The following is a 21,590-nucleotide window of genomic DNA, read 5'->3' on the forward strand; positions in this document are numbered from 1 at the left end:
ATATTCCTTACGGGTGAAAACGTTTACATTTAAAAATCTTTATCAATCAATATTATATTAATTGTTTTGAAATAAAAAGACTTAAAGTGTTGAACGAAACTATGTAAACGTTTACCCTCAATCTGAATTATTCAAAATAAAGTAGATTGTTATGGCTGATAAATTTGATCCTACAGAACATCCTCATCGTCGATATAACCCTTTAATTAATGAATGGGTACTAGTATCACCACATAGGGCAAAACGACCTTGGCAGGGGCAAGTGGAAAAATTAGACGAAGATGCAAAGCCTGCTTATGACGAGAGTTGCTACTTATGCTCTGGCAATACTCGTATTAATGGTGAGATAAATGATAGATACGAAAAGACATTTGTATTTACTAATGACTTTGCTGCAATTAAACAAGATACACCTGTCGTAAGTACTAATGATCCGCTTTTTAAAATGGCAACAGAGCAAGGTGAAAGTAGAGTTATATGCTTCTCTCCAGATCATAGTAAAACGTTGCCAGAGCTTTCTGTAGAAGAAATTACAGAAGTAGTGAAAACTTGGAAAGTGCAATGCGAGGAACTTGGCCGTAAATACAACTGGGTTCAGGTATTTGAAAATAAAGGCGCTGTTATGGGGTGTTCTAATCCTCATCCGCATGGTCAAGTATGGGCCCAGCAACAACTTCCTACATTGGTTTCTAAAAAGAGCGAATCGCAAGCTAAATATTTTCAAGAGCACGGCTCAAATCTTTTAGCCGATTACACAAAACGCGAATGTGAAATGCAGGATCGGGTCGTAGTTGAAAATGATGATTGGGTGGTCGTTGTACCTTATTGGGCTGCATGGCCATTTGAAACATTATTATTGCCGAAGTTTTCAATACAACGTATGACAGATTTAACAGTTGAGCAAGAAGTAACGATGGCCGATATTGTTAAACAAATCACTATCAAATATGACAATTTATTCAACTGTTCATTCCCTTATTCAATGGGGTGGCATGGTGCGCCATATGATGGTGAATTACATCCAGAGTGGACGTTACACGCAAGCTTCTTTCCACCTCTTTTAAGAAGCGCCACTGTTCGCAAATTTATGGTGGGTTACGAAATGATGGCTGAAGCACAACGTGATTTGACTGCTGAGCAGGCTGCTAATCGACTTAAAGAATTATCTGATATTCACTACAAGGAGGCTAAGTAATGTCTAGAAGTCAATTTGTAACTGACTTACATGTCGAACAGTTTAAGGTGCAACCAGCGTTAGTTATACATGCTCCGGGTCGAGTGAACCTTATTGGTGATCATACTGACTATAACGACGGTTTCGTGTTACCTGCGGCGATTAACTACGGAACCGACATTGCGGCATCAAAGCGTGATGATAAAGTGATTTCTGTCTATGCACATGATTGTAACCAAGAAAGTGCTGAATTTTCTTTGGAAGATATTCAGTTTGATGAGCAACGAATGTGGCTAAATTACGTTGCAGGAACATTGAAAGTGCTAATGGAGACATTTCCTGATATTCAGGGGGCGGATATGGTGGTTTCAGGAAATGTTCCACAGGGAGCTGGTCTAAGTTCATCAGCGAGTTTTGAGATAGCTATTTTGAAGACTTTTGTAGAGCTTTATGACTTAAACCTAGATGGTGTTAAGGCGGCTTTAAAAGGCCAACGTGCTGAAAATACTTTTGTTGGTTGTAATTGCGGCATTATGGATCAGTTAATATCTGCAATGGGCAAAGATAAACACGCAATGTTGCTTGATTGCCGAAGTCTTACTTTCCAAGATGCCCCTATTCCAGAAGAGCTATCCATTTTTATTGTTAACTCTAATGTAAGGCGAGGCTTAGTTGACAGTGAATATAATCAACGCCGAGAGCAGTGTGAAAAAGTAGCAGCGCATTTTGGTGTAAACGCACTAAGAGATCTAAGTATCGAGCAATTAGAAAATGCTAAAGAACAGTTAGATCCTATTTTATTCAAACGAGCTAAACATGTAGTAACTGAAAATGCCCGAGTGGAGTCTGCGTTGTTAGCTCTGAAAAACAATGATGTAACTTTATTGAGTGGGCTTATGAGAGACTCACATAACTCACTTCGAGATGATTTCCAAGTGACCGTTAAAGAAATGGATGGCTTGGTAGAGATGATTGATGGTGTACTTGGTAACCAAGGCGGTGTTCGAATGACAGGGGGAGGGTTTGGTGGTTGTATTGTTGCGTTAACACCTACTAAGTTGCTTACCGAGTTGACAGAGCTAGTAGAAAAGGAATATCCAGAAAAATTCGGATTAAAGCCAAGTGTCTATGTGTGTAGAGCATCACAAGGAGCATTTAGAAAATGAGTGTTTTAGTTACAGGTGGAGCAGGTTATATCGGTTCACATACTGTTTTGGCTTTGCTAAAGGCTGGACTCGAAGTCGTTGTAGTAGATAATCTTTCAAATGCTTCCGAAGAGTCTATTAAACGAGTTGAAGAGTTAACTAATAAAACAGTAGCTTTCTATCAAGCAGATATTTTGGATATGGATTTGATGTCCTTTGTTTTTTCAAGGCATGAGATTGAATCTGTGATTCATTTTGCAGGTCTTAAAGCTGTAGGTGAGTCATCTCATAAACCCCTAGAATATTATCACAATAATGTGACAGGAACGATGGCATTAGTTGCTGCTATGAAAGATTTTGGTGTTAGTAATCTAGTATTTAGTTCTTCAGCTACTGTTTACGGCGAGCAAAACAAACCTCCTTACATTGAAACGCAAACATTAGGGCTACCATCAAGTCCATATGGAAAAACTAAGTCAATGGTGGAAGAAATTCTGAAAGATTATTGTATAGCTAATGAAAAGTTTAAGGTTGCAAACTTACGTTATTTTAACCCAATTGGTGCGGATGTAAGTGGCAAGATAGGGGAAGACCCTAACGGTATTCCTAATAACTTGATGCCTTTTGTAGCCCAAGTCGCTGTTGGAAAAAGAGATAAACTGTCTATTTTTGGAAATGATTATAATACTAAAGATGGGACTTGTTTAAGAGATTATATTCATGTAACTGACCTTGCTCAAGGGCATATAGATGCCTTAAATTGGCTAGTTAATCAAGAATCAGGTCTTTGTGAAGCCTTTAACTTAGGAACAGGACAACCATTATCTGTATTAGATATAGTGCATGGTTTCGAGCAATATACAAAGCAAAAAGTATCTTATGAATTTTCTTCTAGAAGAGAGGGAGATTTACCAGCATTTTGGGCTGATGCAAGTAAGGCGGAAGAAGTTCTATCTTGGAAGCCAGTCAAAACTCTCCGTGACATGATGGAAGATACGTGGCGTTGGCAATCTGGCAACCCTAAAGGTTACGAGAGTTAATGCAACGTATTGAACTCATTAACTCCAATGGCATGAAAGTCCTCCTCGTAGACTATGGGGCAAGGATAGCCTCAATTTTAGTGCCTTGTAATGGTGAATTATTGGAAATGACAGTAACTCCAAAAGATAAGGCGTTACTGGAGAAAGACCTATTTTACTTAGGTGCTACATGTGGTCCTGTTTGTAATCGAATTTCGAACGCCTCTTTTAGTTTGAACGGCATTGTTTACCGATTGAGAAAAAACGATGGTAAAAACTGCCTACATGGAGGGGAAAATAATATATCTCTTAGGTGAATTAGTTCAGACAAGATCTGACACATCTTCTTGAAAAGTAGAGAGTTACCCGTTTTGATAAAGGTGCTGAATCTTTAATCAAAACAAACAAAGAGGTAACTCTCATGCTTCATACTAACAATCCAATCATTAAACACAAAGCAGGTTTGCTCAACCTAGCTGAAGAACTTGGTAATGTATCCAGAGCTTGCAAAGTGATGGGCGTATCACGAGATACATTTTATCGTTATCAAGAGCTGGCTGAAGATGGCGGCATTGATGCGCTTATTGATAAGTCCCGCCGAAAACCAAATATAAAAAATCGTGTTGATGAAAAAACCGAAAAAGCAGTAATGGATTATGCCATTGAATACCCCGCGCACGGCCAAGTCAGAACCAGCAATGAACTTCGTAAGCAAGGCGTATTTGTATCTGCCAGTGGCGTGCGTTCAATTTGTAGTGGTCAACTTAAATTGGCCACGGTTTTGTATTCAAGCCAGTATCTTTTCTCTGACTCATTTGGGGTTAAACCAGCATTGTAGTGATGCGGCCTAACTGAGCTGTAATAACCAACAATATAGTGTGTTATTTCAGCTCTAGCTTCAGTAAAGGAACGGTAACCCGTTGTGGGTATCCATTCTGTTTTTAAACTTCTAAAGAATCGCTCCATCGGGCTATTATCCCAACAATTACCACGGCGACTCATGCTTTGCTTTATCTGACAACGCCATAGCAATTGACGGTAGCTTCGGCTGGTGTAATGCGTCCCTTGGTCGCTATGGAACATCACACCTTTAGGCTTACCACGCATCTCATAAGCCATCATCAGTGCTTTGCTCGTCAATGCTGTATCAGGCGATAGAGACATTGCCCAACCAATCGGTTTTCTCGCAAATAAATCAATAACAACTGCTAAATAAGCCCAGCGATTGCCAACCCAGATATACGTAACATCACCGCACCAAACCTGATTCGGCTTAACCACATCAAACTGCTGATTGAGATGGTTAGGTATCGCCACATGCTCTTGATTTACTTTTCTATAACGGTGCTTCGGTAACTGGCAACTCACCAAGCCTAAACGTTTCATATAGCCTGTCGCCCTGAAACGTGAAATATCATAGCCACGGTCTATCGCTATCGTGGATATTGTACGAGAACCCGCTGCGCCATTACTTTCACGGTGGATTTGCTTAACGACAGCGATTTCTTTTAATTGCTTGCTATTCGGCTTCTTAGAGCGCTTATTCCAATACTTAAAGCTACTGCGATGAACATTAAATGTTTGGCAAATGGTGAATTCCGCATAGCTCTCTTTGAGTCGTTTAATTAGTTTAAATTGTTCATCGAGTCCGACATCAAGAGAGCGGTAGCCTTTTTTAGAATTTCCTTTTCTAATTCAATGCGTTTTATCTTTTTCTCAAGCTCTTTAATCTTACACTGCTCTGGTGTCATTGGGCTGGCTTTGCTGGTGATGCCTTTGCGTTCATTACGAAGCTGACGCACCCACTTATCCATTGTCGACTTACCAACGCTCATCGCTTCTGCTGCTTCTCGAACGGAATAACCTTGATCAACAACTAATTGAGCAGCTTCTAATCGAAATTCTGGTGTGAAATTACGTTTGCCTGTTTTTGTCATTTTGTCACCTAATCAATTTTATGAGGTGATGATACCACCTCTAACTAGGTGGCCAAATTTGTTATACCACTACACCTTTGGATTTCACGAGAAGATAAGCAAGGAGGAAAGAACACAGAGGATTACTTCTTAGCAAGTAAGGCTCTACCTTGGTGGGCGATAGGAGCTTCACTTATTGCTTCAAATATCTCAGCGGAGCAGATTATCGGTATGTCAGGCTCTGGTTACGCGATTGGTTTAGCAATCGCGTCATATGAATGGATGGCGGCAATTACCTTGATCATTGTTGGTAAGTATATGCTTCCCATTTTCTTGAAAAATGGCATATACACTATGCCTCAATACCTAGAACAACGCTTCGACTCAAAAGTAAAAACAACTCTAGCGCTATTCTGGCTAGCCGTTTACATCTTCGTCAACCTGACGGCTGTTTTGTGGTTAGGTGGCCTAGCAATAGAAACTGTTGCTGGTGTTGACTGGATGTTTGGCATGATTTTCCTTGCTGTGTTCTCAATTGCTTATTCACTTTATGGCGGCCTTAAAGCGGTAGCTTATACAGATATATTACAAGTTGTTTTACTGGTATTTGGTGGATTATTTCTGAGCTACTTAGCGTTAGATGCTGTTTCTGATGGTCAAGGGGTATTAGCTGGTTTTGGCGTGCTTACAGAGCATGCACCCGCGCACTTTGACATGATTTTGAGTCCTGAAAATGAGCATTACATGAGCTTACCGGGTATATCAGTATTAATTGGTGGTATGTGGATAATGAACTTCAGCTATTGGGGCTTTAACCAATATATTATCCAGCGTGCATTGGCAGCGAAAGATGTTAAAGAAGCACAGAAAGGTATTGCTTTTGCTGCTTATCTTAAACTATTGATGCCAATAATTGTTGTATTGCCCGGTATTGCGGCTGTTATCTTGTACCCGCAGCTAACTACACCAGACCAAGCGTATCCTTCAATGATGTCGTTAATGCCTGTTGGTATTAAAGGGCTAGTATTTGCCGCATTAGTCGCTGCGATTGTTTCTTCACTGGCATCTATGACCAATAGTATTTCTACTATTTTTACTATGGATATTTATGCCAAGTTAAAACCGGGTAAGTCGCAACGTCACTATGTACACACAGGTCGAATAGCAGCTTTGGTTTCTCTAGCCATTGCATTAGTAGTAGCGGAGCCTTTGTTAGGCAAGTTCGATCAAGCGTTTCAATATATTCAAGAATTTACTGGTTTCTTCACTCCGGGTATTGTTGTTATTTTTGTGATGGGCATGTTCTGGTCTAAAGCTACCTCAGCAGGTGCGTTATCCGCTGCGATAGGCTCAGCCGTATTCTCGTTAGCACTTAAGTTCCTATGGCCAGAATTACCATTCATGGATCGCGTAGGTCTTGTTTTCTTATTATGTCTTGCACTTTGTGTATTTGTTTCGCTTGCTAGCAAGAGCCAATCAAGTAATGAGAGCGTAGATTTAAGCGAAGTTAGCTTTGATACAACTAAAGGCTTTAATACTGCTGCGGTTGGCGTTATCTTGATCTTGATTGCGTTATACGCGACTTGGTGGTAAAGACCGACAAACCTAAATTACTGGGGCCATTTGGCCCCTTTATTGTCAAAATTAATCGACAACTGATCAACCCTTCTATAATCAAAAACGACGACATGCTAGATTAGGTAACATATCGCCGAATGAGTATGAGCGTAGATATTTAAAAACAGCCTAACTTGGTGTCTAAGATCTTTAGACCGTTACAACCTTTCATCATTAGTAAAAATTAAGATGTTAGTTTATCTGAGGTGAACTAAAGTTGCTGTTTTTATTCGTTCATGTACGAATTCAATTTATTGACTTTAGTTCACTTGTTTTATAACCTGTACGAAAGTTACAGGTTTCGTACATATGAAAGTTGGTTTTGCAAGAGTCTCAACTAAAGAACAAGATTTGAATGTTCAACTGTCCAAGTTGGACGCTCATGGCTGTGAAAAAATATTCCAAGGTAAACAATCTGGTGCTTCCATTAGAAATGAAGAAAAGCTAAAGGAACTCATCGATTTTATCAGGGAAGGTGATGAAGTTATTGTTACTCGCCTTGATCGGCTAGGTCGATCATTAAAATCTATTCTTGAGGCAATTGAAAGTATCCACACAAAGGGTGCTTGTTTAAATATTATCGACGGTTCTCTTAATACTAAAAATGATAATCCGTTTGCTACCGCAATGATTAATTTGTGTGGAGTATTCGCTCAACTTGAGCGGGATTTAATAAAAGCCAGAACAGCAGAAGGTCGTGAAGAAGCGAAAGCTAAAGGCAAACATATGGGCAGATTGCCTGCTTTATCAGACAAACAAGCGAAAGAATTATATAAAGATAAATTAAAGGGGGAATCGATTTCTGCGTTAGCGAAGAAATACTCTGTTAGCCGCCCTACGGTTCACCGAACAATTGAAAGAATGGAACAGCAAAATAATAAATAAAAGGAGATGTTATGTGGTCTGATAAAGAATCAAAAATTGATTTTTTAAATTTTAATGAAACGGCTGAGTCGATTTGTAGTGGTATAACAAATTTGGCCACCTAGTTAGAGGTGGTATCATCACCTCATAAAATTGATTAGGTGACAAAATGACAAGAACAGGCAAACGTAATTTCACACCAGAATTTCGGTTAGAAGCTGCTCAATTAGTTGTTGATCAAGGTTATTCCGTTCGAGAAGCAGCAGAAGCGATGAGCGTTGGTAAGTCGACAATGGATAAGTGGGTGCGTCAGCTTCGTAATGAACGCAAAGGCATCACCAGCAAAGCCAGCCCAATGACACCAGAGCAGTGTAAGATTAAAGAGCTTGAGAAAAAGATAAAACGCATTGAATTAGAAAAGGAAATTCTAAAAAAGGCTACCGCTCTCTTGATGTCGGACTCGATGAACAATTTAAACTAATTAAACGACTCAAAGAGAGCTATGCGGAATTCACCATTTGCCAAACATTTAATGTTCATCGCAGTAGCTTTAAGTATTGGAATAAGCGCTCTAAGAAGCCGAATAGCAAGCAATTAAAAGAAATCGCTGTCGTTAAGCAAATCCACCGTGAAAGTAATGGCGCAGCGGGTTCTCGTACAATATCCACGATAGCGATAGACCGTGGCTATGATATTTCACGTTTCAGGGCGACAGGCTATATGAAACGTTTAGGCTTGGTGAGTTGCCAGTTACCGAAGCACCGTTATAGAAAAGTAAATCAAGAGCATGTGGCGATACCTAACCATCTCAATCAGCAGTTTGATGTGGTTAAGCCGAATCAGGTTTGGTGCGGTGATGTTACGTATATCTGGGTTGGCAATCGCTGGGCTTATTTAGCAGTTGTTATTGATTTATTTGCGAGAAAACCGATTGGTTGGGCAATGTCTCTATCGCCTGATACAGCATTGACGAGCAAAGCACTGATGATGGCTTATGAGATGCGTGGTAAGCCTAAAGGTGTGATGTTCCATAGCGACCAAGGGACGCATTACACCAGCCGAAGCTACCGTCAATTGCTATGGCGTTGTCAGATAAAGCAAAGCATGAGTCGCCGTGGTAATTGTTGGGATAATAGCCCGATGGAGCGATTCTTTAGAAGTTTAAAAACAGAATGGATACCCACAACGGGTTACCGTTCCTTTACTGAAGCTAGAGCTGAAATAACACACTATATTGTTGGTTATTACAGCTCAGTTAGGCCGCATCACTACAATGCTGGTTTAACCCCAAATGAGTCAGAGAAAAGATACTGGCTTGAATACAAAACCGTGGCCAATTTAAGTTGACCACTACATCCCGTAGGTAAGCTAAATAAGTCAAAGTCTCCATTCTTTTTAGGAACCTTGATTGTTTTAAGCTCCATAGAAAAAGGCAACGATGAAATCACACTACGTTTATAAGACCAAAGGTAAAAATGCTTAACAGTGTCTAATCTACGTTTAGCAGTCGAATAACTAAGCTTTCCTGTTTTTACTAATTTGGTTAAATGTTTTTGGTATTGCCATATAGGTAGGGAAGCAACTTGCTCTTCAACACTATCGCTTGGAAGAGGTGCTGCTATGACTTCTTCGTACAATCTATTGTTCTGAATCAGCCAGATAAGAAAAGCTTGAAGATCTTTTGCTATTGGCTCCATTGATTTGTGAGAAAGGTGTTCTCCACTCAAAGTAGCGTAATATGCTTTGGAAAAAGCCGGACTTTGATTTTTGACTTTTGAGTTTGGCTTAATGGAGTAAATACCTAATCTTCTATGGATTAGAAATAAATTCATCTCTAAGCACTCTTTGATTCTGCTCTCACAAGATAAAAGAGGGAACTCTGGATCTATAATATCTTCAGCGTATTTAACTTCTCTTAATTCACTTTCATCATCACTATTAAAATGGGCTTGGCTCCCTAAATTAAACTCACTATATTTTATTGAAACGGTCATTTGCTATATCTCTACTTTCAAAAAATGGTAACAAAATTTACCTGCGATTTCAATAATGAGGTGTTAAAAATATTCTGTAAGTTGTTGTTATTATAAGTATTTGTATAATGAATTGGTGCTGTAAGGCTGTGTGGCGCTCATTGTGTGTTGCTGTTTTTCTCACATCTAAGCGGTAAGTAGTGCATCGAAGTGGGAGGGGGCAAACGGAAAGTAGTATGTTCTAGGTATGAACAATGTTGTTTGGTAGTTCAGATTGTATACTTACTTTTTATTAAGCTTGCTTTAATTGACTAGTTAATCGATTAACGCTCGGTTGCTAATCAACTAGTAAATATCTGAATCAGGGATTTCAATATCGCCTAATTCACCGAGCTGAGAATAGAATGGATGGGTCTCAAATGTATAAGTTTTATCGTCATCAGAATTGCTATTTTTCGAAGCGGCATCACCAAAGCTTGTCATATCACTTTCTATAGATTCGAGTACATCACCAAGTTCAGGGTATTTGAAGTCAATTTTCTTATTCATAGCAAATCTAAGTGGTTCGTTCTTGATAGTTAAAGGTTAGGATGAAGGAGATGAATTATCCAGTTCAGGCGCTATCAAGCGATTGAACTTGCGACAGAGATTGAGAAAGTAACCTTTGAGCGGACCCCTTGAGTGGGTTCCAAAATTGTAATCATTGAAAGGTTTGAAAGGGGTCGTGTTTACCTCAACATGCACGCAGCAAGCCGTTCAAACTTATAAGCGAAACAATATCGGTGATCTTCACTAATATTTTGATAAATGTTAATTTGTTTTTGATGGTATTAATGGTCCTGCTACTTTACACAACTGGTCACTTAATAATAAAACAACTGATAAATTTTGGTGGTATATCTACCTGTTGTTATGGTCACTTATCTAACGGGTGAGATAAAATTATTATTTATCAATAATGGGGTGTTGGTTAGTATTTAATAATGGGGTATCAGGTAACTTGGCGCAAATTGACAGCAACTACTTAACCGCCGTGACTTCTGGTTTAACCTATATCGTTGAGAGATTTAAAGACTTCCCAGGAAGTGCCACCATTAATCTTAACGGTGTAGTAAGAAGTCGTTTAGCATCATTTGCAGAAGAAAATTTGTAGTTTTCATTTCAGAGTATGACGCTTTCGGTGCAGCTAGCACCGAAAGCGCATCGTGGAATCTCTCGGTGTCACTTTATGCGATAACTAGCGATTTCTTAATAAAAATACTCTTTCTTATGTTGAAAAGCATCGCGAAAATGCTCCACTAATAAGTTAAGCTTTTTATCCGGTTGTCGCGAGCGTGGGTAGACGGCGTACACCCCTAAGTTCTTTGCTGCATAGTCATCCAATAACGGCACAAGTCGGCCACTTTTTAAATCTTCGTGTATTAACACTTGTGGTAGATATGCGATGCCAAAATCATTTAGAAGTGCTTGCCTAATCGACTCCAAACTATTAGCGTGAAAGCGGCCAACCACTTGCACATAAAAGTCTGTTTCTTGGTCGCTAAATTGCCAGTTATCTGGCCCCACACCTTCATACTTGTAGATTAGGCATTGATGATCTTTTAACTGTGCCGGATGCGACGGTTTTCCGTGCTGAGCAATATAGCCGGGACTTGCGCAAACCACCCAGCGCGAGTCGATTAAGCGTCTGGCGATCAGTGACGAGTCTTCTAAGTCGGCAGTGCGTATCGCTAAGTCAAAACCGTCATTAATAATGTCAACCATGCGATTGGTGACGATCAGCTCTATTTCGACATCAGGATATAGCTTGCAGAATTCAGCAATAGATCTACTTAAAATAACATGAGCTGAGACAACGGGAACTGTCACCTTTATTTTACCACGCACGGCATCGCCGTAGCCCGTTACTGTGTCTTGTGCATCTTGTAGGGCTTGTTTGGCAAGGCGTGCTTTACCATAAAGTGCATGGCCTGCCTCCGTAAGATTGAGTTTGCGCGTGGTGCGATAGAAAAGTTGTACGTTTAATTCTTGCTCTAAGCGCGAAATACGCTTGCTCACCACTGAATTTGTCATCGCTAGTTTTTCTGCCACTCTTGAGAAAGAGCCTTCATCAACTACTTGTACAAAAAGAAAAATGTCGTCTGCTTTAACCATGCGTTAACCAAATAAAGGGATGATTATGTCAAAAAAGGAAAAAATGATTCTCTTTTATTAATATATATTAATAGTTCTGATAATTGTACATTCCCGCTAATTTTGTTTACCAAAATGACTACAACAGCAAGCACTAGAAAAACAATCACTAGAACGCAAGGGCTGGTAAACAAACATCTAAGAATATAACGATTAGGAGACTTGAGAGTGAGTGAACTTACTCTGGGCTTTTTGGCGTTAATGCCAATTGCTCTTTCAGCATTATTATTGGTCGGTTTGCACTGGCCAGCGAAAAAAGCCATGCCAGTAGTACTATTGGTGACCGCTTTATTAGGTTTATTTGTTTGGGACATGAGCGCCAATAGAGTGATTGCCTCTATTTTACAGGGTATGGGGATTACCGTGTCTGTGCTATGGATTGTCTTCGGCGCTATCTTCTTGCTTAACACGTTAAAACATACAGGTGCTATTGCCGTTATTCGTCAAGGATTTACTCAAGTATCTCCTGATAGACGTATTCAAGCGATTGTGATTGCTTGGTGTTTTGGTACTTTTATTGAAGGTGCTTCTGGTTTTGGTACACCTGCTGCGATTGCCGCGCCATTATTGGTCGCCATTGGTTTCCCTGCGGTAGCTGCGGTACTGATGGGAATGATGATCCAAAGCACGCCAGTATCATTTGGTGCCGTTGGTACGCCAATCGTTATTGGTGTTAACAAAGGTTTAGATACGGTTGCCATTGAGGCGCAATTAGCTAGCCAAGGTTGGACATGGGAGCAATACCTGCAGCTTATCACGGCTGATGTTGCCATTATTCACGCCATTATTGGTACGTTAATGCCATTGTTTATGGTGATGATGCTAACCCGCTTTTTCGGCAAAAATAAAAGCTGGAAAGAAGGCTTAGAGATTTTACCTTTCGCATTATTCGCGGGTATCGCTTTCACTATTCCTTATGCACTAACAGGTATTTTCCTAGGGCCAGAATTCCCATCATTAATCGGTGGTTTAGTGAGCATGGCCATTGTTGTCAGCGCTGCTAAAAAAGGCTTCTTAACACCTAAGAATCACTGGCAATTCCCAGAAAAATCACAATGGCCAGAAAACTGGTTAGGTAAACTGGAAATTGCTGACAACGATCTGAAAGTGACTAAGCCAATGTCACAAGTTGTTGCTTGGACGCCTTATCTATTAGTGGCTGCACTATTAGTTTGCTCTCGTGTGTTTGGTGATTTCAAAGCACTACTTAATAGCGTCAACATTGGTTTTACCGACATTCTGGGTGAAGCCGGCGTCAGTACCGCGTTTAGCCCGCTTTACTTGCCGGGTGGTTTATTACTGATTGGCGCGCTAGCAGCGGTAATGTTGCAAGGTAGCACAACTACGCGTGGTGATGCGCTAAGCAAAGCATTTAAAGAGTCGAGCAAAACTATTTTCAGTGCTGGCTTCGTGCTGATTTTCACTATCCCGATGGTGCGCTTGTTTATTAACTCGGGCGTTAACATGGCTGATTTACCAAGCATGCCAATGAGCAGCGCGCAAATGTTTGCCACTTGGTTTGGTGATGCCTTCCCACTGATCAGCCCAACGATTGGCGCACTAGGTGCCTTTATCGCAGGTTCAAATACTGTTTCGAACATGATGTTCAGCCAGTTCCAATATGAAGCTGCAGTCAGCTTACAGCTATCGCCTGCGATTATTATTGCTGCCCAAGCCGTTGGTGCTGCAGCCGGTAATATGATTGCCATTCACAACGTTGTTGCGGCAAGTGCCACTGTCGGCCTGCTTGGTCAAGAAGGGGCAACCTTAAGAAAAACGGTATTGCCAACGATTTACTATGTGTTATTTGCTGGCGCGTTAGTCATGTTTGCCTTATACGGCTTGCAACTGACTGGTCCACTTGGCTAAACGCTAGAAAAGTTAATCCGTTACACACGTGTTAACGATTACTGATTCGAGATTAATATGGATAAGAAACGACTTATTTCAGATTTAACCGATGCGTTAGGTGAAAACAAAATTCGCGTTGGCCAGAAAAGCACCGAGCATTTTCGCACAGGTTGGCGCTCAGGTGGCGGCAGCGCGCTAGCGGTTGTCTTCCCTGAAACACTGGTTGAATTTTGGCAGGTGTTAAAGCTCTGCGTTGCTGCAGATTGCATTATGATCATGCAAGCAGCAAACACTGGTCTTACAGAGGGTTCAACACCTAGTGGTGATGACTACGACAGAGAAATTGTAATCATCAATACCTTGGCAATGAACAAGCTCTTAGTATTAGGTGACGGTGAGCAAGTGATCAGTTTCCCTGGTACAACCTTACATACCTTGGAAAAAACACTTAAGCCGCTTAATCGCGCACCGCATTCGGTAATAGGGTCTTCTTGCCTAGGTGCTTCGATTGTTGGTGGCATTGCCAATAATTCCGGTGGCGCATTGGTGAAACGTGGTCCTGCGTATACGGAATTGTCTTTGTATGCGTGGGTTGACGAGCAAGGTCAGCTGGAATTAGTCAATCACTTAGGTATCGACTTGGGTGATACGCCTGAGCAAATCTTAGCGAACTTAGAAGCAGAAAAATTCTCGCTGGCAAGTTTAGCGACCGAAGAAAAAGCCAGTGCCAGCGACTACCTTGAGCGTTTACGCGATGTCGATGCCGACACGCCAAGTCGTTTTAATGCCGATACGACTCGTCTTTATGAAGCCAGTGGCTGTGCCGGTAAAGTTGCTGTATTTGCAGTGCGTTTAGATACGTTTGAAGTCGCTAAACAAGAGCAAACCTATTATATCGGTACCAATAACCCTGATACCTTAACTCACTTGCGTCGCCATATTCTCAGCACCTTCAAGCACCTGCCAGAAGTGGGTGAGTATATGCACCGTGATATTTTCGATATCGCTGCCAAATACGGTAAAGACACTTTCTTAAGTATTGAGCATTTAGGTACCGACAGATTACCTAAGCTGTTTGCCTTAAAAGGCCGTGTGGACGCTACCTTAAACAAGGTGCCATTATTGCCTAAGTATATGAGCGATCGCGTATTGCAAGTGGCAAGTAAGTGTTTTCCACAGCATTTACCTGAGCGCATGTTGGCTTATCGTGACAAGTACGAACATCACTTAATTTTGAAAATGAGTGATGAAGGCATTGCCGAAGCGTCTAGCTTTTTGGCGAGCTATTTCAAAGAGAACCCTGACGCTGGTGATTACTTTGAATGTCAGCCAGACGAAGCGGCTAAAGCTTATTTGCAACGTTTTGCGGCGGCGGGTGCTGCCATTCGTTATCAAACCCTACACGACAATACCGTTGGCGATATTTTAGCCTTAGATATTGCGCTTAAGCGCAATGACCCATTGTGGCAAGAGCAACTGCCAGAGTCGATCGCCAGCCAAATCGATAAGTCATTATATTATGGACATTTCTTCTGCTATGTCTTCCACCAAGACTATGTCCTGAAAAAAGGTGCCGATGCCAAAAAAGTGAAAAAAGAAATGCTCGCGCTACTCGACTCTCGCGGGGCGAAATACCCTGCTGAGCACAACGTCGGTCACCTTTATGAAGCAGAACCGGGCGTAAAGGCCTTTTATCAACAGCTTGACCCAACCAATAGCTTTAACCCAGGCGTTGGCCAAATGGACAAGCACAAACGCAACTGTGCTTGCTATTAATCAGTTAAGAATTAAAGTAGGAGAAGCTGACAATGATGCGATTAAGCCAATGTCATAACTTTCATGATTTTAGAAAACTAGCAAAACAGCGCCTGCCGGGCCCTATCTTTAACTACATTGATGGCGGCGCCGACGACGAAACTACGTATCGTCGCAACACCGGTGCGTTTGAAGGCTGCGATTTATTGCCAAGCGTACTGACCGGTGTTGAAGATGTTGATTTATCAACTACTGTGATGGGGCAAAAGCTGGATATGCCAGTGTACTGCTCACCAACAGCACTGCAGCGCTTATTCCACCACAAAGGTGAGCGCGCTGTAGCGCTAGCGGCAGAAAAATACGGCACTATGTTTGGTGTTTCTTCACTAGGTACGGTTAGCCTTGAAGAAATTGCTGAGCTAGTAGATACTCCGCAAGTTTACCAGTTCTACTTCCACAAAGATCGCGGCTTAAACAAAGCCATGATGGAGCGTGCCAAAGCAGCTGGCGTTAAAGTGATGATGCTAACCGTTGATTCAATCACCGGTGGTAACCGTGAGCGTGACTTACGTACTGGCTTCTCAATTCCGTTTCGCTTAACGCTTGCGGGCATGATTCAATTTGCTATTAAGCCAATGTGGGGCATTAACTATGTTACCCATGAAAGCTTTAGCCTACCTCAGCTAGATGCACACATTGATATGGGCAATGGCAGTAGCTCGATTGGTGATTACTTCACTAAAATGCTCGATCCATCAATGAACTGGCAAGATGTTGAAGAGATGGTGAAGTTCTGGGATGGCGAGTTCTGTTTAAAAGGCATTATGACGGTTGAAGATGCAAAACGCGCCGCCGATATTGGCTGTACTGGCATCGTGATCTCTAACCACGGTGGCCGTCAGCTTGATGGCTCTCGCAGTTCATTCGACCAACTGGCAGAAATTGTTGATGCCGTGGGTGATCGTATTGACGTGCTGTTCGACAGTGGTGTGCAGCGCGGTACGCATGTGCTTAAAGCCTTATCATTGGGTGCAAAAGCTGTTGGCATTGGTCGCGGATACTTGTACCCATTAGCCGCAGCAGGTCAACCGGGTGTTGAGCGTATGCTTGGCTTGATGAAAGAAGAGTTGTTACGTGATATGCGCTTAATGGGCTGCAACTCACTGGATCAACTATCACGCGGTAACTTACGTTTTAGATAGCGATTTAGGTGCTAGCCTAACGTTGATATCGCCAATATATTAACAGCAATTAACACGACATAGGTTGCTGGTAGTTAAATTAAAAAAGCCGATACAAATTGAGTTTGTATCGGCATTTTATCATCAACTTCAGGTCACTAATTGTTGGTAGCTTTGTAGTGAACTTGCCGAATTTCAAGAAACTCGCCATTAGCAACTCCCTGCTCGATAATCTTCTCTAACTCAGCTTTGCGATGAAAAAGCTTTGAATTTGGCGAAATGACAAAATGTGATTGCTTTCTCAAGTATTGAGGCTGCCAAGTAGACTTGACTATATCTTCAGTTAAACCCATTTGTTGCAGTACAGTCTTAGTACTCAGATTCGTATGAAAAAAACCGTCAATTCGATTGTGCTTCAGCAGCAATATTTTTTGTTCTAACGTATTAACCGTGATTTTTTTTGATGCCTTATCGTTATCAAATATTGGGAAGACTTCTGAGCCAGTGTTTAAGCCAATGGCAGCGTTGATGAGTTGCCGATAATTGGTGATTTTATCTTTGTCATCGTGATTGACGAAAAGGTACTCGGTAATTGGGCTGTAGGCGGGTTGCAAAAAGGTGAGTGCTGGATTTTCTCGGTAGTTGAGAATAATGATATCGATAGTGCCTTTCTCAAGCTCCTTGATTCGCCGCGCCAATGGCATAGGTTTGATATTGACTTTCAGGTTGAGCTTTTGGCCGAGGTAGCGCATATATTTGGCGTGTAAACCTTTGGGAAAATCTGGCGATACCGATGCGGTAACTACACAACCTTCGGCATGCGAAGCAGTGTCTTGGGCAAACAGAGTAACAGGCGGTGTAAAAAACACTGACAATAGTATGATTATTAGCCGATTACTCATGGTGCGCAATGTCGAAAGCCTTCCACTAATGTTGGTTTGAACACTTGTTGTTGGTATCAACCTCCAGCCTATTTGGTCAGGCGATGTTACGGCAAAACTCAGCTAGCTGATTTAATAATACTTAGCTGAAGGTAATGCCCTGCGTTGACTCAGGCGCTTTGTTTTACTTTAGGTGCTGTCTATTAAGTATAGTGCTCTTCACTCAAGGCGGCTGTTTTTCTTAGGTGGTAGCTGGCTGATACCTGGCTTCTAACTATTTAAGTTATTGAGCAGTAAATAATTACTAGTAAGTGTCAGATTATTTAACACCGTCTTTTGTTGAGAAAAAAGTCGAACTTTAACTCTATGATAATTAGATGTTTTTTATAATGGTGTTGTTTTTGCTAAAGCACATGTTAACTATCATGTTAAACAAACTAACTATTTGTTTAACATAGAAAACATTATTGTTTTATCTTTTAATTAACTTGTTTTAGGTTGTAGCATGTTGAAGTCTTTTAAAAGCCTTTCATTTTTATCTTTATTCCTAACTTTTACTAATGCGCAAGCCAATATTATTATTGATACCAGTTTGTGGACATTGGCAGAATCTCCTGCACGTGGCGGCTCGCAAGGTATTACCAGTGCAAATGGCAATCAAGCAATACAAAATAACAATGCCAATGGCGCTTTAATTAGTGATTTTATCTTTGATGGTGATTTTGTATTTAGTGGTTTTATGACACCGACTTCGGATTTATTTGATGATGACGATATTCTCGGTGTTGTGTTTGGCTGGCAGGACGAACGAAATCACTACCGCTTGGGTTGGGAGCAAGGTGGCTTAAACGATCGTGGTGACCGCGCAGACGGCCGATTCTCCGTCTCAAGTGGTCTGTTTTTAGTAAAAGAAGTTGATGGTGTTTCAAGCACCTTGTTCGAGCAGGAATTGTTTTGGCAAGATGATATTAATTATCGCTTTAGCGTTGCACGTTCAGGTGAGGAAATTTCATTTAGCTTAGGTGGTGTAGAGCAGTCATTTACCGATAATAGCTTTACCACTGGTCATGTTGGCTTTTACACAGAGAGTCAAACCGCACGTTTTTCAAGCCTAGCTGGCCGCCCAAACAGTGCTGAAATTCCAGAGCCAGATACCTTAGCCTTGCTTGGTTTAGTTTTACTTGGCGTCGCGGTGCGTAAATCTCGCCGTTAAGCTAATGCAAGGCTAGTAGTGTGAATGCTGATTTGCCTAAAGCTATAAAGCAGATCAGCTAGTCACTCGGTTATTTCAATAAAACCACCGCCACCGCTGCGTTACTCAGGTTATTGTCAGCAATAGTTGAACTTATTTAGTCATTTTCGACATAGCGACGTTGCTTATTATTTGTTAACGTGAGTAAGTATTAATTGTTACTACTTACAAAGAGTTGATAGGGAAGTTCATGATCCGAGTGCTTTTTAATAAAAAGGGTGGGGTAGGTAAATCAAGCCTTGCTGTTAATCTTGCAGCGATGTCGGCTGCAGATGGTTTACGTACCTTAGTGTTAGATCTGGATACGCAGTGCAATACCTCTTCTTATTTATCCGCGCTTGATATTGGTGATGATGACTCTATCGCGGCGCTATTTGAACAGACCATTACCTTTCATTTACGCAAACGTCCTATCATTGAGTATTGCCAACCAACGAGTTACGAGAACTTGTTTATTATTCGTGGCTCTGAGCGAATTAAAGAACTTGAAAGTGAACTCGATAGTCGTCACAAAATCTATAAATTACGCGATGCACTAGCGACTTTGCGTGATGATTTTGACCGCATTTACATTGACACACCACCTGCGCTGAATTTTTACAGCCTGTCTGCTTTAATTGCGGCAGATAGTTGCTTAATCCCTATCGATTGTGATGATTTTGCACGTCAGGGGCTGTATAGCTTACAGCAGCAAATTCAAGAGATTAAAGAAGATCACAACGAAAGTTTGCACGTCGAAGGTATTATTGCTAACCAGTATATGGCGAATGCCAATTTACCGGGTCGTATTATTCAAGAGCTGATTGAGGAAGGTTACCCAGTTATTGCTGACTATATTCCACAGTCGGTAAAAATGCGTGAATCACATCAACAAAAGTCACCCCTAATTCATATGGCGCCGAAGCATAAGCTAACATTGGCTGTGGCAGCCTGCTATGACGTTATTGAAGAGCAAGCGTCAGCTAGTGAGCCATAGTGCTATGCTTAGGACGGGTCAAGGGCAATAAAAAAGGCTTCCAATGGAAGCCTTTTACTTTTCTTACGCCGCTAAGAGTAAGTTAATAATAACGTCACGATTATTATCGAGTGCGTGTAATGGTGACTTTTGCCGTAGGGTTATCCCAACGGTGACCTTCAGTTAACACAGAAGTGCTTAAACCTTCCATGCTTGGGTCGGTAGCATTGGCGCTAGTCGTTGCACCACGATGGAAGTGTACGCGATCAAATAAATCATCACGTGCTGCATCGAAGCCAGCTGCTGCACCGCCGCCACCTGCTGCTGCTGCCGCAGGACCAGGCATAGTATCAGCCGTTTCAGTGTTTGCTTCTGTGCCAGAGTCCCATGTTGGTGTCATAAAGCTTGCGCTTTGGCCGACAGTCATGTTACTCACATCCATCGCATTTAATGCGGTAAAAGCATCATTGGTATTCACTAACATGGTTGCAAACGATAGTCGAAGGTTATCGGTGTCTAACGCTGGTACAACAAGCGTATAAGTATTACCAATTGAACGCGGTGGAATTGGGCCACTACCTGATTGTGAGTCAAGGTAATAGACAGAGCCCATTGCTTCGCTAAGTAAACTTGCGTTGCTGCCGCCCTCTGCTAATTCTTCAATCGCTACGCTCGCTGGCTCACCATCGGTGAATGCGCTGTAACCTGCCTCATGCAAAATAATTGCTGCTGGCGAGAATGGTTGAGCGTAAGTTAAGTTAGTAATTTGTACTGTGTAGACTGCTGTAGTGCCAGTGCCGTCCTGACCATCTTGACCCGCAGGACCTGCTGGGCCAGCCGGACCTGCTGGTCCTTGCTCACCTTGTGGGCCTTGAGCACCGTCAGCGCCATCGTCACCGTCGTCAAAACAGCCACCTAGGCCCAATGCCAATGACAAAACCAAGAGTCTCACGCTAAGTGTTGACTTTCTCATGATTTACTCCTCCAACTTATGGTGCTGGTACAGTAATAGTAACGCGAGCAACAGGGTTTAACCAACGGTGTACAGTAGAGTCAAGGTCGCTAGCGCCACCTGAATCGCTTGTGTCACCTAAAACGTTACGGTGAATATGTACTGGACCATCTGTACCATCTTCAACTTGACCACTTTCGATAACGGCACCAACACCTGTACCACCTGTGCCTAATGGCACTGGAGAAGCGCCGCCACCGGCAACACCAGGTACGCCATAGCCGCCTAGTGCATTACCTGTACCTGCTTCAGTAACATCAGTACGTGCACTGTTTAATTCGTCGTTTAATTCAGTACCAGCGTCATATGCGTTTAGGAAATAAGTGTATGTGCCTGGTTCTGTTGGGATGACAATTGAGTCTAAACCAACGAAAGCATCGTTAGTTGGTACCAACATAGACAGTAAAGATAAGTAAGGCTTGTCCATGGTATCGAACGGGTAACTAAGTGTCATTGATGGTGCTAGTAAACCACCAAAACGGTGCCAAGTGTTTGAACCATTGTCAGTATCTTCTGGTCCAAGTAAGGCTTCGAAGTTTTGACCGCTAGAAGCTGCATTTTGCTCGTCTTCAATAACACCGGCCTCTGCTAACCATGCTAGTGCAGTTGAAGCTTCTTCACCCACTTCAAATGCGTCAACTGTGTTGTCATGAGCAATCACTAAACGTGGTGTGAAGTTTTGTGCGTGTGTAAGGTTGGTAATGCTAATATCGATAGTTTGCGCGTTGGCGAAGCTTGAAGCTGCGAGCCCGAACGCTAGGCCTGTTACAACTTTGTTAAATCTCATTTTTGTTTCCTCTTA

19 protein-coding genes and 3 pseudogenes are annotated in these 21,590 nt (G+C 41.8%); 15 read left to right on the forward strand and 7 right to left on the reverse strand.

Annotation, left to right across the window (positions count from 1 at the left end):
• The first annotated feature begins 151 nt into the window (after window positions 1–151).
• The 5 genes and pseudogenes from DXX94_RS14030 to DXX94_RS14050 form a co-directional block, all read left to right on the forward strand.
• Entirely contained in the window at window positions 152–1,195 is a 1,044-nt protein-coding gene (locus DXX94_RS14030) for a UDP-glucose--hexose-1-phosphate uridylyltransferase (RefSeq protein ID WP_116016820.1), read from the forward strand.
• Complete coding sequence (galK, locus tag DXX94_RS14035; protein WP_116016822.1) at window positions 1,195–2,340, forward strand: galactokinase; 1,146 nt, start codon at window positions 1,195–1,197, stop codon at window positions 2,338–2,340. The genes DXX94_RS14030 and galK overlap by 1 nt, the downstream gene beginning before the upstream one ends.
• Complete coding sequence (galE, locus tag DXX94_RS14040) at window positions 2,337–3,359, forward strand: UDP-glucose 4-epimerase GalE (RefSeq protein ID WP_116016824.1); 1,023 nt, start codon at window positions 2,337–2,339, stop codon at window positions 3,357–3,359. The genes galK and galE overlap by 4 nt, the downstream gene beginning before the upstream one ends.
• Window positions 3,359–3,655 (forward strand): aldose epimerase family protein, encoded by a 297-nt coding sequence (locus tag DXX94_RS19745; RefSeq protein WP_116016826.1) that lies wholly within the window; start codon window positions 3,359–3,361, stop codon window positions 3,653–3,655. Before galE ends, DXX94_RS19745 begins: the two co-directional genes overlap by 1 nt.
• 104 nt (window positions 3,656–3,759) lie before the next feature.
• Window positions 3,760–4,089, forward strand: a pseudogene (locus DXX94_RS14050) (helix-turn-helix domain-containing protein); the annotation flags it as partial.
• 8 nt (window positions 4,090–4,097) lie between these two features.
• Here DXX94_RS14050 and DXX94_RS14055 read toward each other — a convergent pair.
• Window positions 4,098–5,275 (reverse strand): IS3 family transposase gene (locus DXX94_RS14055; RefSeq protein WP_116016828.1). Its coding sequence is split into 2 segments (ribosomal slippage): window positions 4,098–5,008 and window positions 5,008–5,275, totalling 1,179 coding nucleotides; the frame shifts between segments, so codons are not numbered across the junction.
• Window positions 5,276–5,323: 48 nt separating this feature from the next.
• Between DXX94_RS14055 and DXX94_RS14060 the strand changes: the two genes are divergently transcribed.
• The 4 genes and pseudogenes from DXX94_RS14060 (at window position 5,324) to DXX94_RS14070 (ending at window position 9,082) form a co-directional block, all read left to right on the forward strand.
• Entirely contained in the window at window positions 5,324–6,847 is a 1,524-nt protein-coding gene (locus DXX94_RS14060; RefSeq protein WP_116016830.1) for a sodium/sugar symporter, read from the forward strand.
• Window positions 6,848–6,929: 82 nt separating this feature from the next.
• Window positions 6,930–7,004: pseudogene (locus DXX94_RS19750) on the forward strand (hypothetical protein); the annotation flags it as partial.
• A gap of 176 nt (window positions 7,005–7,180) precedes the next feature.
• The gene (locus DXX94_RS14065) at window positions 7,181–7,756 is read left to right on the forward strand and encodes a recombinase family protein (RefSeq protein ID WP_116016832.1); all 576 of its coding nucleotides are present in this window, start codon (window positions 7,181–7,183) and stop codon (window positions 7,754–7,756) included.
• Window positions 7,757–7,904: 148 nt separating this feature from the next.
• Window positions 7,905–9,082, forward strand: a protein-coding gene (locus DXX94_RS14070; protein WP_116016061.1) for an IS3 family transposase whose coding sequence is annotated in 2 segments (ribosomal slippage) — window positions 7,905–8,172 and window positions 8,172–9,082 — 1,179 coding nt in all. Because the reading frame shifts where the segments join, the coding sequence is not laid out codon by codon here.
• Here DXX94_RS14070 and DXX94_RS19210 read toward each other — a convergent pair.
• Window positions 9,004–9,729 (reverse strand): hypothetical protein, encoded by a 726-nt coding sequence (locus tag DXX94_RS19210; RefSeq protein WP_147302294.1) that lies wholly within the window; start codon window positions 9,727–9,729, stop codon window positions 9,004–9,006. The genes DXX94_RS14070 and DXX94_RS19210 overlap by 79 nt on opposite strands.
• A 324-nt stretch (window positions 9,730–10,053) precedes the next feature.
• Window positions 10,054–10,257 carry a hypothetical protein gene (locus tag DXX94_RS14075; protein WP_116016834.1) on the reverse strand — a complete coding sequence of 68 codons (204 nt, stop codon included), beginning with the start codon at window positions 10,255–10,257 and terminating at the stop codon, window positions 10,054–10,056.
• Between the two features lie 442 nt (window positions 10,258–10,699).
• On the opposite strand from DXX94_RS14075, the pseudogene DXX94_RS14080 reads away from it, so the two are divergent.
• A pseudogene (locus DXX94_RS14080) lies at window positions 10,700–10,861 on the forward strand (PhoH family protein); the annotation flags it as partial.
• A gap of 95 nt (window positions 10,862–10,956) precedes the next feature.
• Here the strand turns inward: DXX94_RS14080 and DXX94_RS14085 are convergent.
• Entirely contained in the window at window positions 10,957–11,862 is a 906-nt protein-coding gene (locus tag DXX94_RS14085) for a LysR family transcriptional regulator (RefSeq protein WP_116016836.1), read from the reverse strand.
• A gap of 207 nt (window positions 11,863–12,069) precedes the next feature.
• Between DXX94_RS14085 and DXX94_RS14090 the strand changes: the two genes are divergently transcribed.
• Genes DXX94_RS14090 through DXX94_RS14100 form a run of 3 tightly spaced genes read left to right on the forward strand, consistent with a single transcriptional unit; the run spans window position 12,070 to window position 16,709 of the window.
• Entirely contained in the window at window positions 12,070–13,770 is a 1,701-nt protein-coding gene (locus tag DXX94_RS14090) for an L-lactate permease (RefSeq protein ID WP_116016838.1), read from the forward strand.
• A gap of 57 nt (window positions 13,771–13,827) precedes the next feature.
• Entirely contained in the window at window positions 13,828–15,528 is a 1,701-nt protein-coding gene (dld, locus tag DXX94_RS14095) for a D-lactate dehydrogenase (protein ID WP_116016840.1), read from the forward strand.
• A gap of 32 nt (window positions 15,529–15,560) precedes the next feature.
• Window positions 15,561–16,709, forward strand: a complete 1,149-nt coding sequence (locus DXX94_RS14100) for an alpha-hydroxy acid oxidase (RefSeq protein WP_116016842.1) — start codon at window positions 15,561–15,563, stop codon at window positions 16,707–16,709.
• A gap of 137 nt (window positions 16,710–16,846) precedes the next feature.
• On the opposite strand, the gene DXX94_RS14105 is transcribed toward DXX94_RS14100, so the two are convergent.
• Window positions 16,847–17,557, reverse strand: coding sequence for a substrate-binding periplasmic protein (locus DXX94_RS14105; RefSeq protein ID WP_258872241.1), 711 nt, complete (start codon window positions 17,555–17,557; stop codon window positions 16,847–16,849).
• Between the two features lie 517 nt (window positions 17,558–18,074).
• Between DXX94_RS14105 and DXX94_RS14110 the strand changes: the two genes are divergently transcribed.
• Both DXX94_RS14110 and DXX94_RS14115 read left to right on the forward strand, forming a co-directional pair.
• Window positions 18,075–18,782, forward strand: coding sequence for a PEP-CTERM sorting domain-containing protein (locus tag DXX94_RS14110; RefSeq protein WP_116016846.1), 708 nt, complete (start codon window positions 18,075–18,077; stop codon window positions 18,780–18,782).
• Window positions 18,783–19,011: 229 nt separating this feature from the next.
• Window positions 19,012–19,797: a ParA family protein gene (locus DXX94_RS14115; RefSeq protein WP_116016848.1), complete on the forward strand. Its 786-nt coding sequence runs from the start codon at window positions 19,012–19,014 to the stop codon at window positions 19,795–19,797.
• Between the two features lie 103 nt (window positions 19,798–19,900).
• Here the strand turns inward: DXX94_RS14115 and DXX94_RS14120 are convergent, their stop codons facing one another.
• Both DXX94_RS14120 and DXX94_RS14125 read right to left on the reverse strand, forming a co-directional pair.
• Window positions 19,901–20,749 (reverse strand): spondin domain-containing protein, encoded by an 849-nt coding sequence (locus DXX94_RS14120; protein ID WP_116001565.1) that lies wholly within the window; start codon window positions 20,747–20,749, stop codon window positions 19,901–19,903.
• A 16-nt stretch (window positions 20,750–20,765) separates the two neighbouring features.
• Window positions 20,766–21,575, reverse strand: coding sequence for a spondin domain-containing protein (locus DXX94_RS14125; RefSeq protein WP_116001563.1), 810 nt, complete (start codon window positions 21,573–21,575; stop codon window positions 20,766–20,768).
• Between the last annotated feature and the right edge of the window lie 15 nt (window positions 21,576–21,590).

The sequence above is a fragment of the Thalassotalea euphylliae genome, from assembly GCF_003390375.1.
GTDB lineage: Bacteria > Pseudomonadota > Gammaproteobacteria > Enterobacterales > Alteromonadaceae > Thalassotalea_F > Thalassotalea_F euphylliae_A.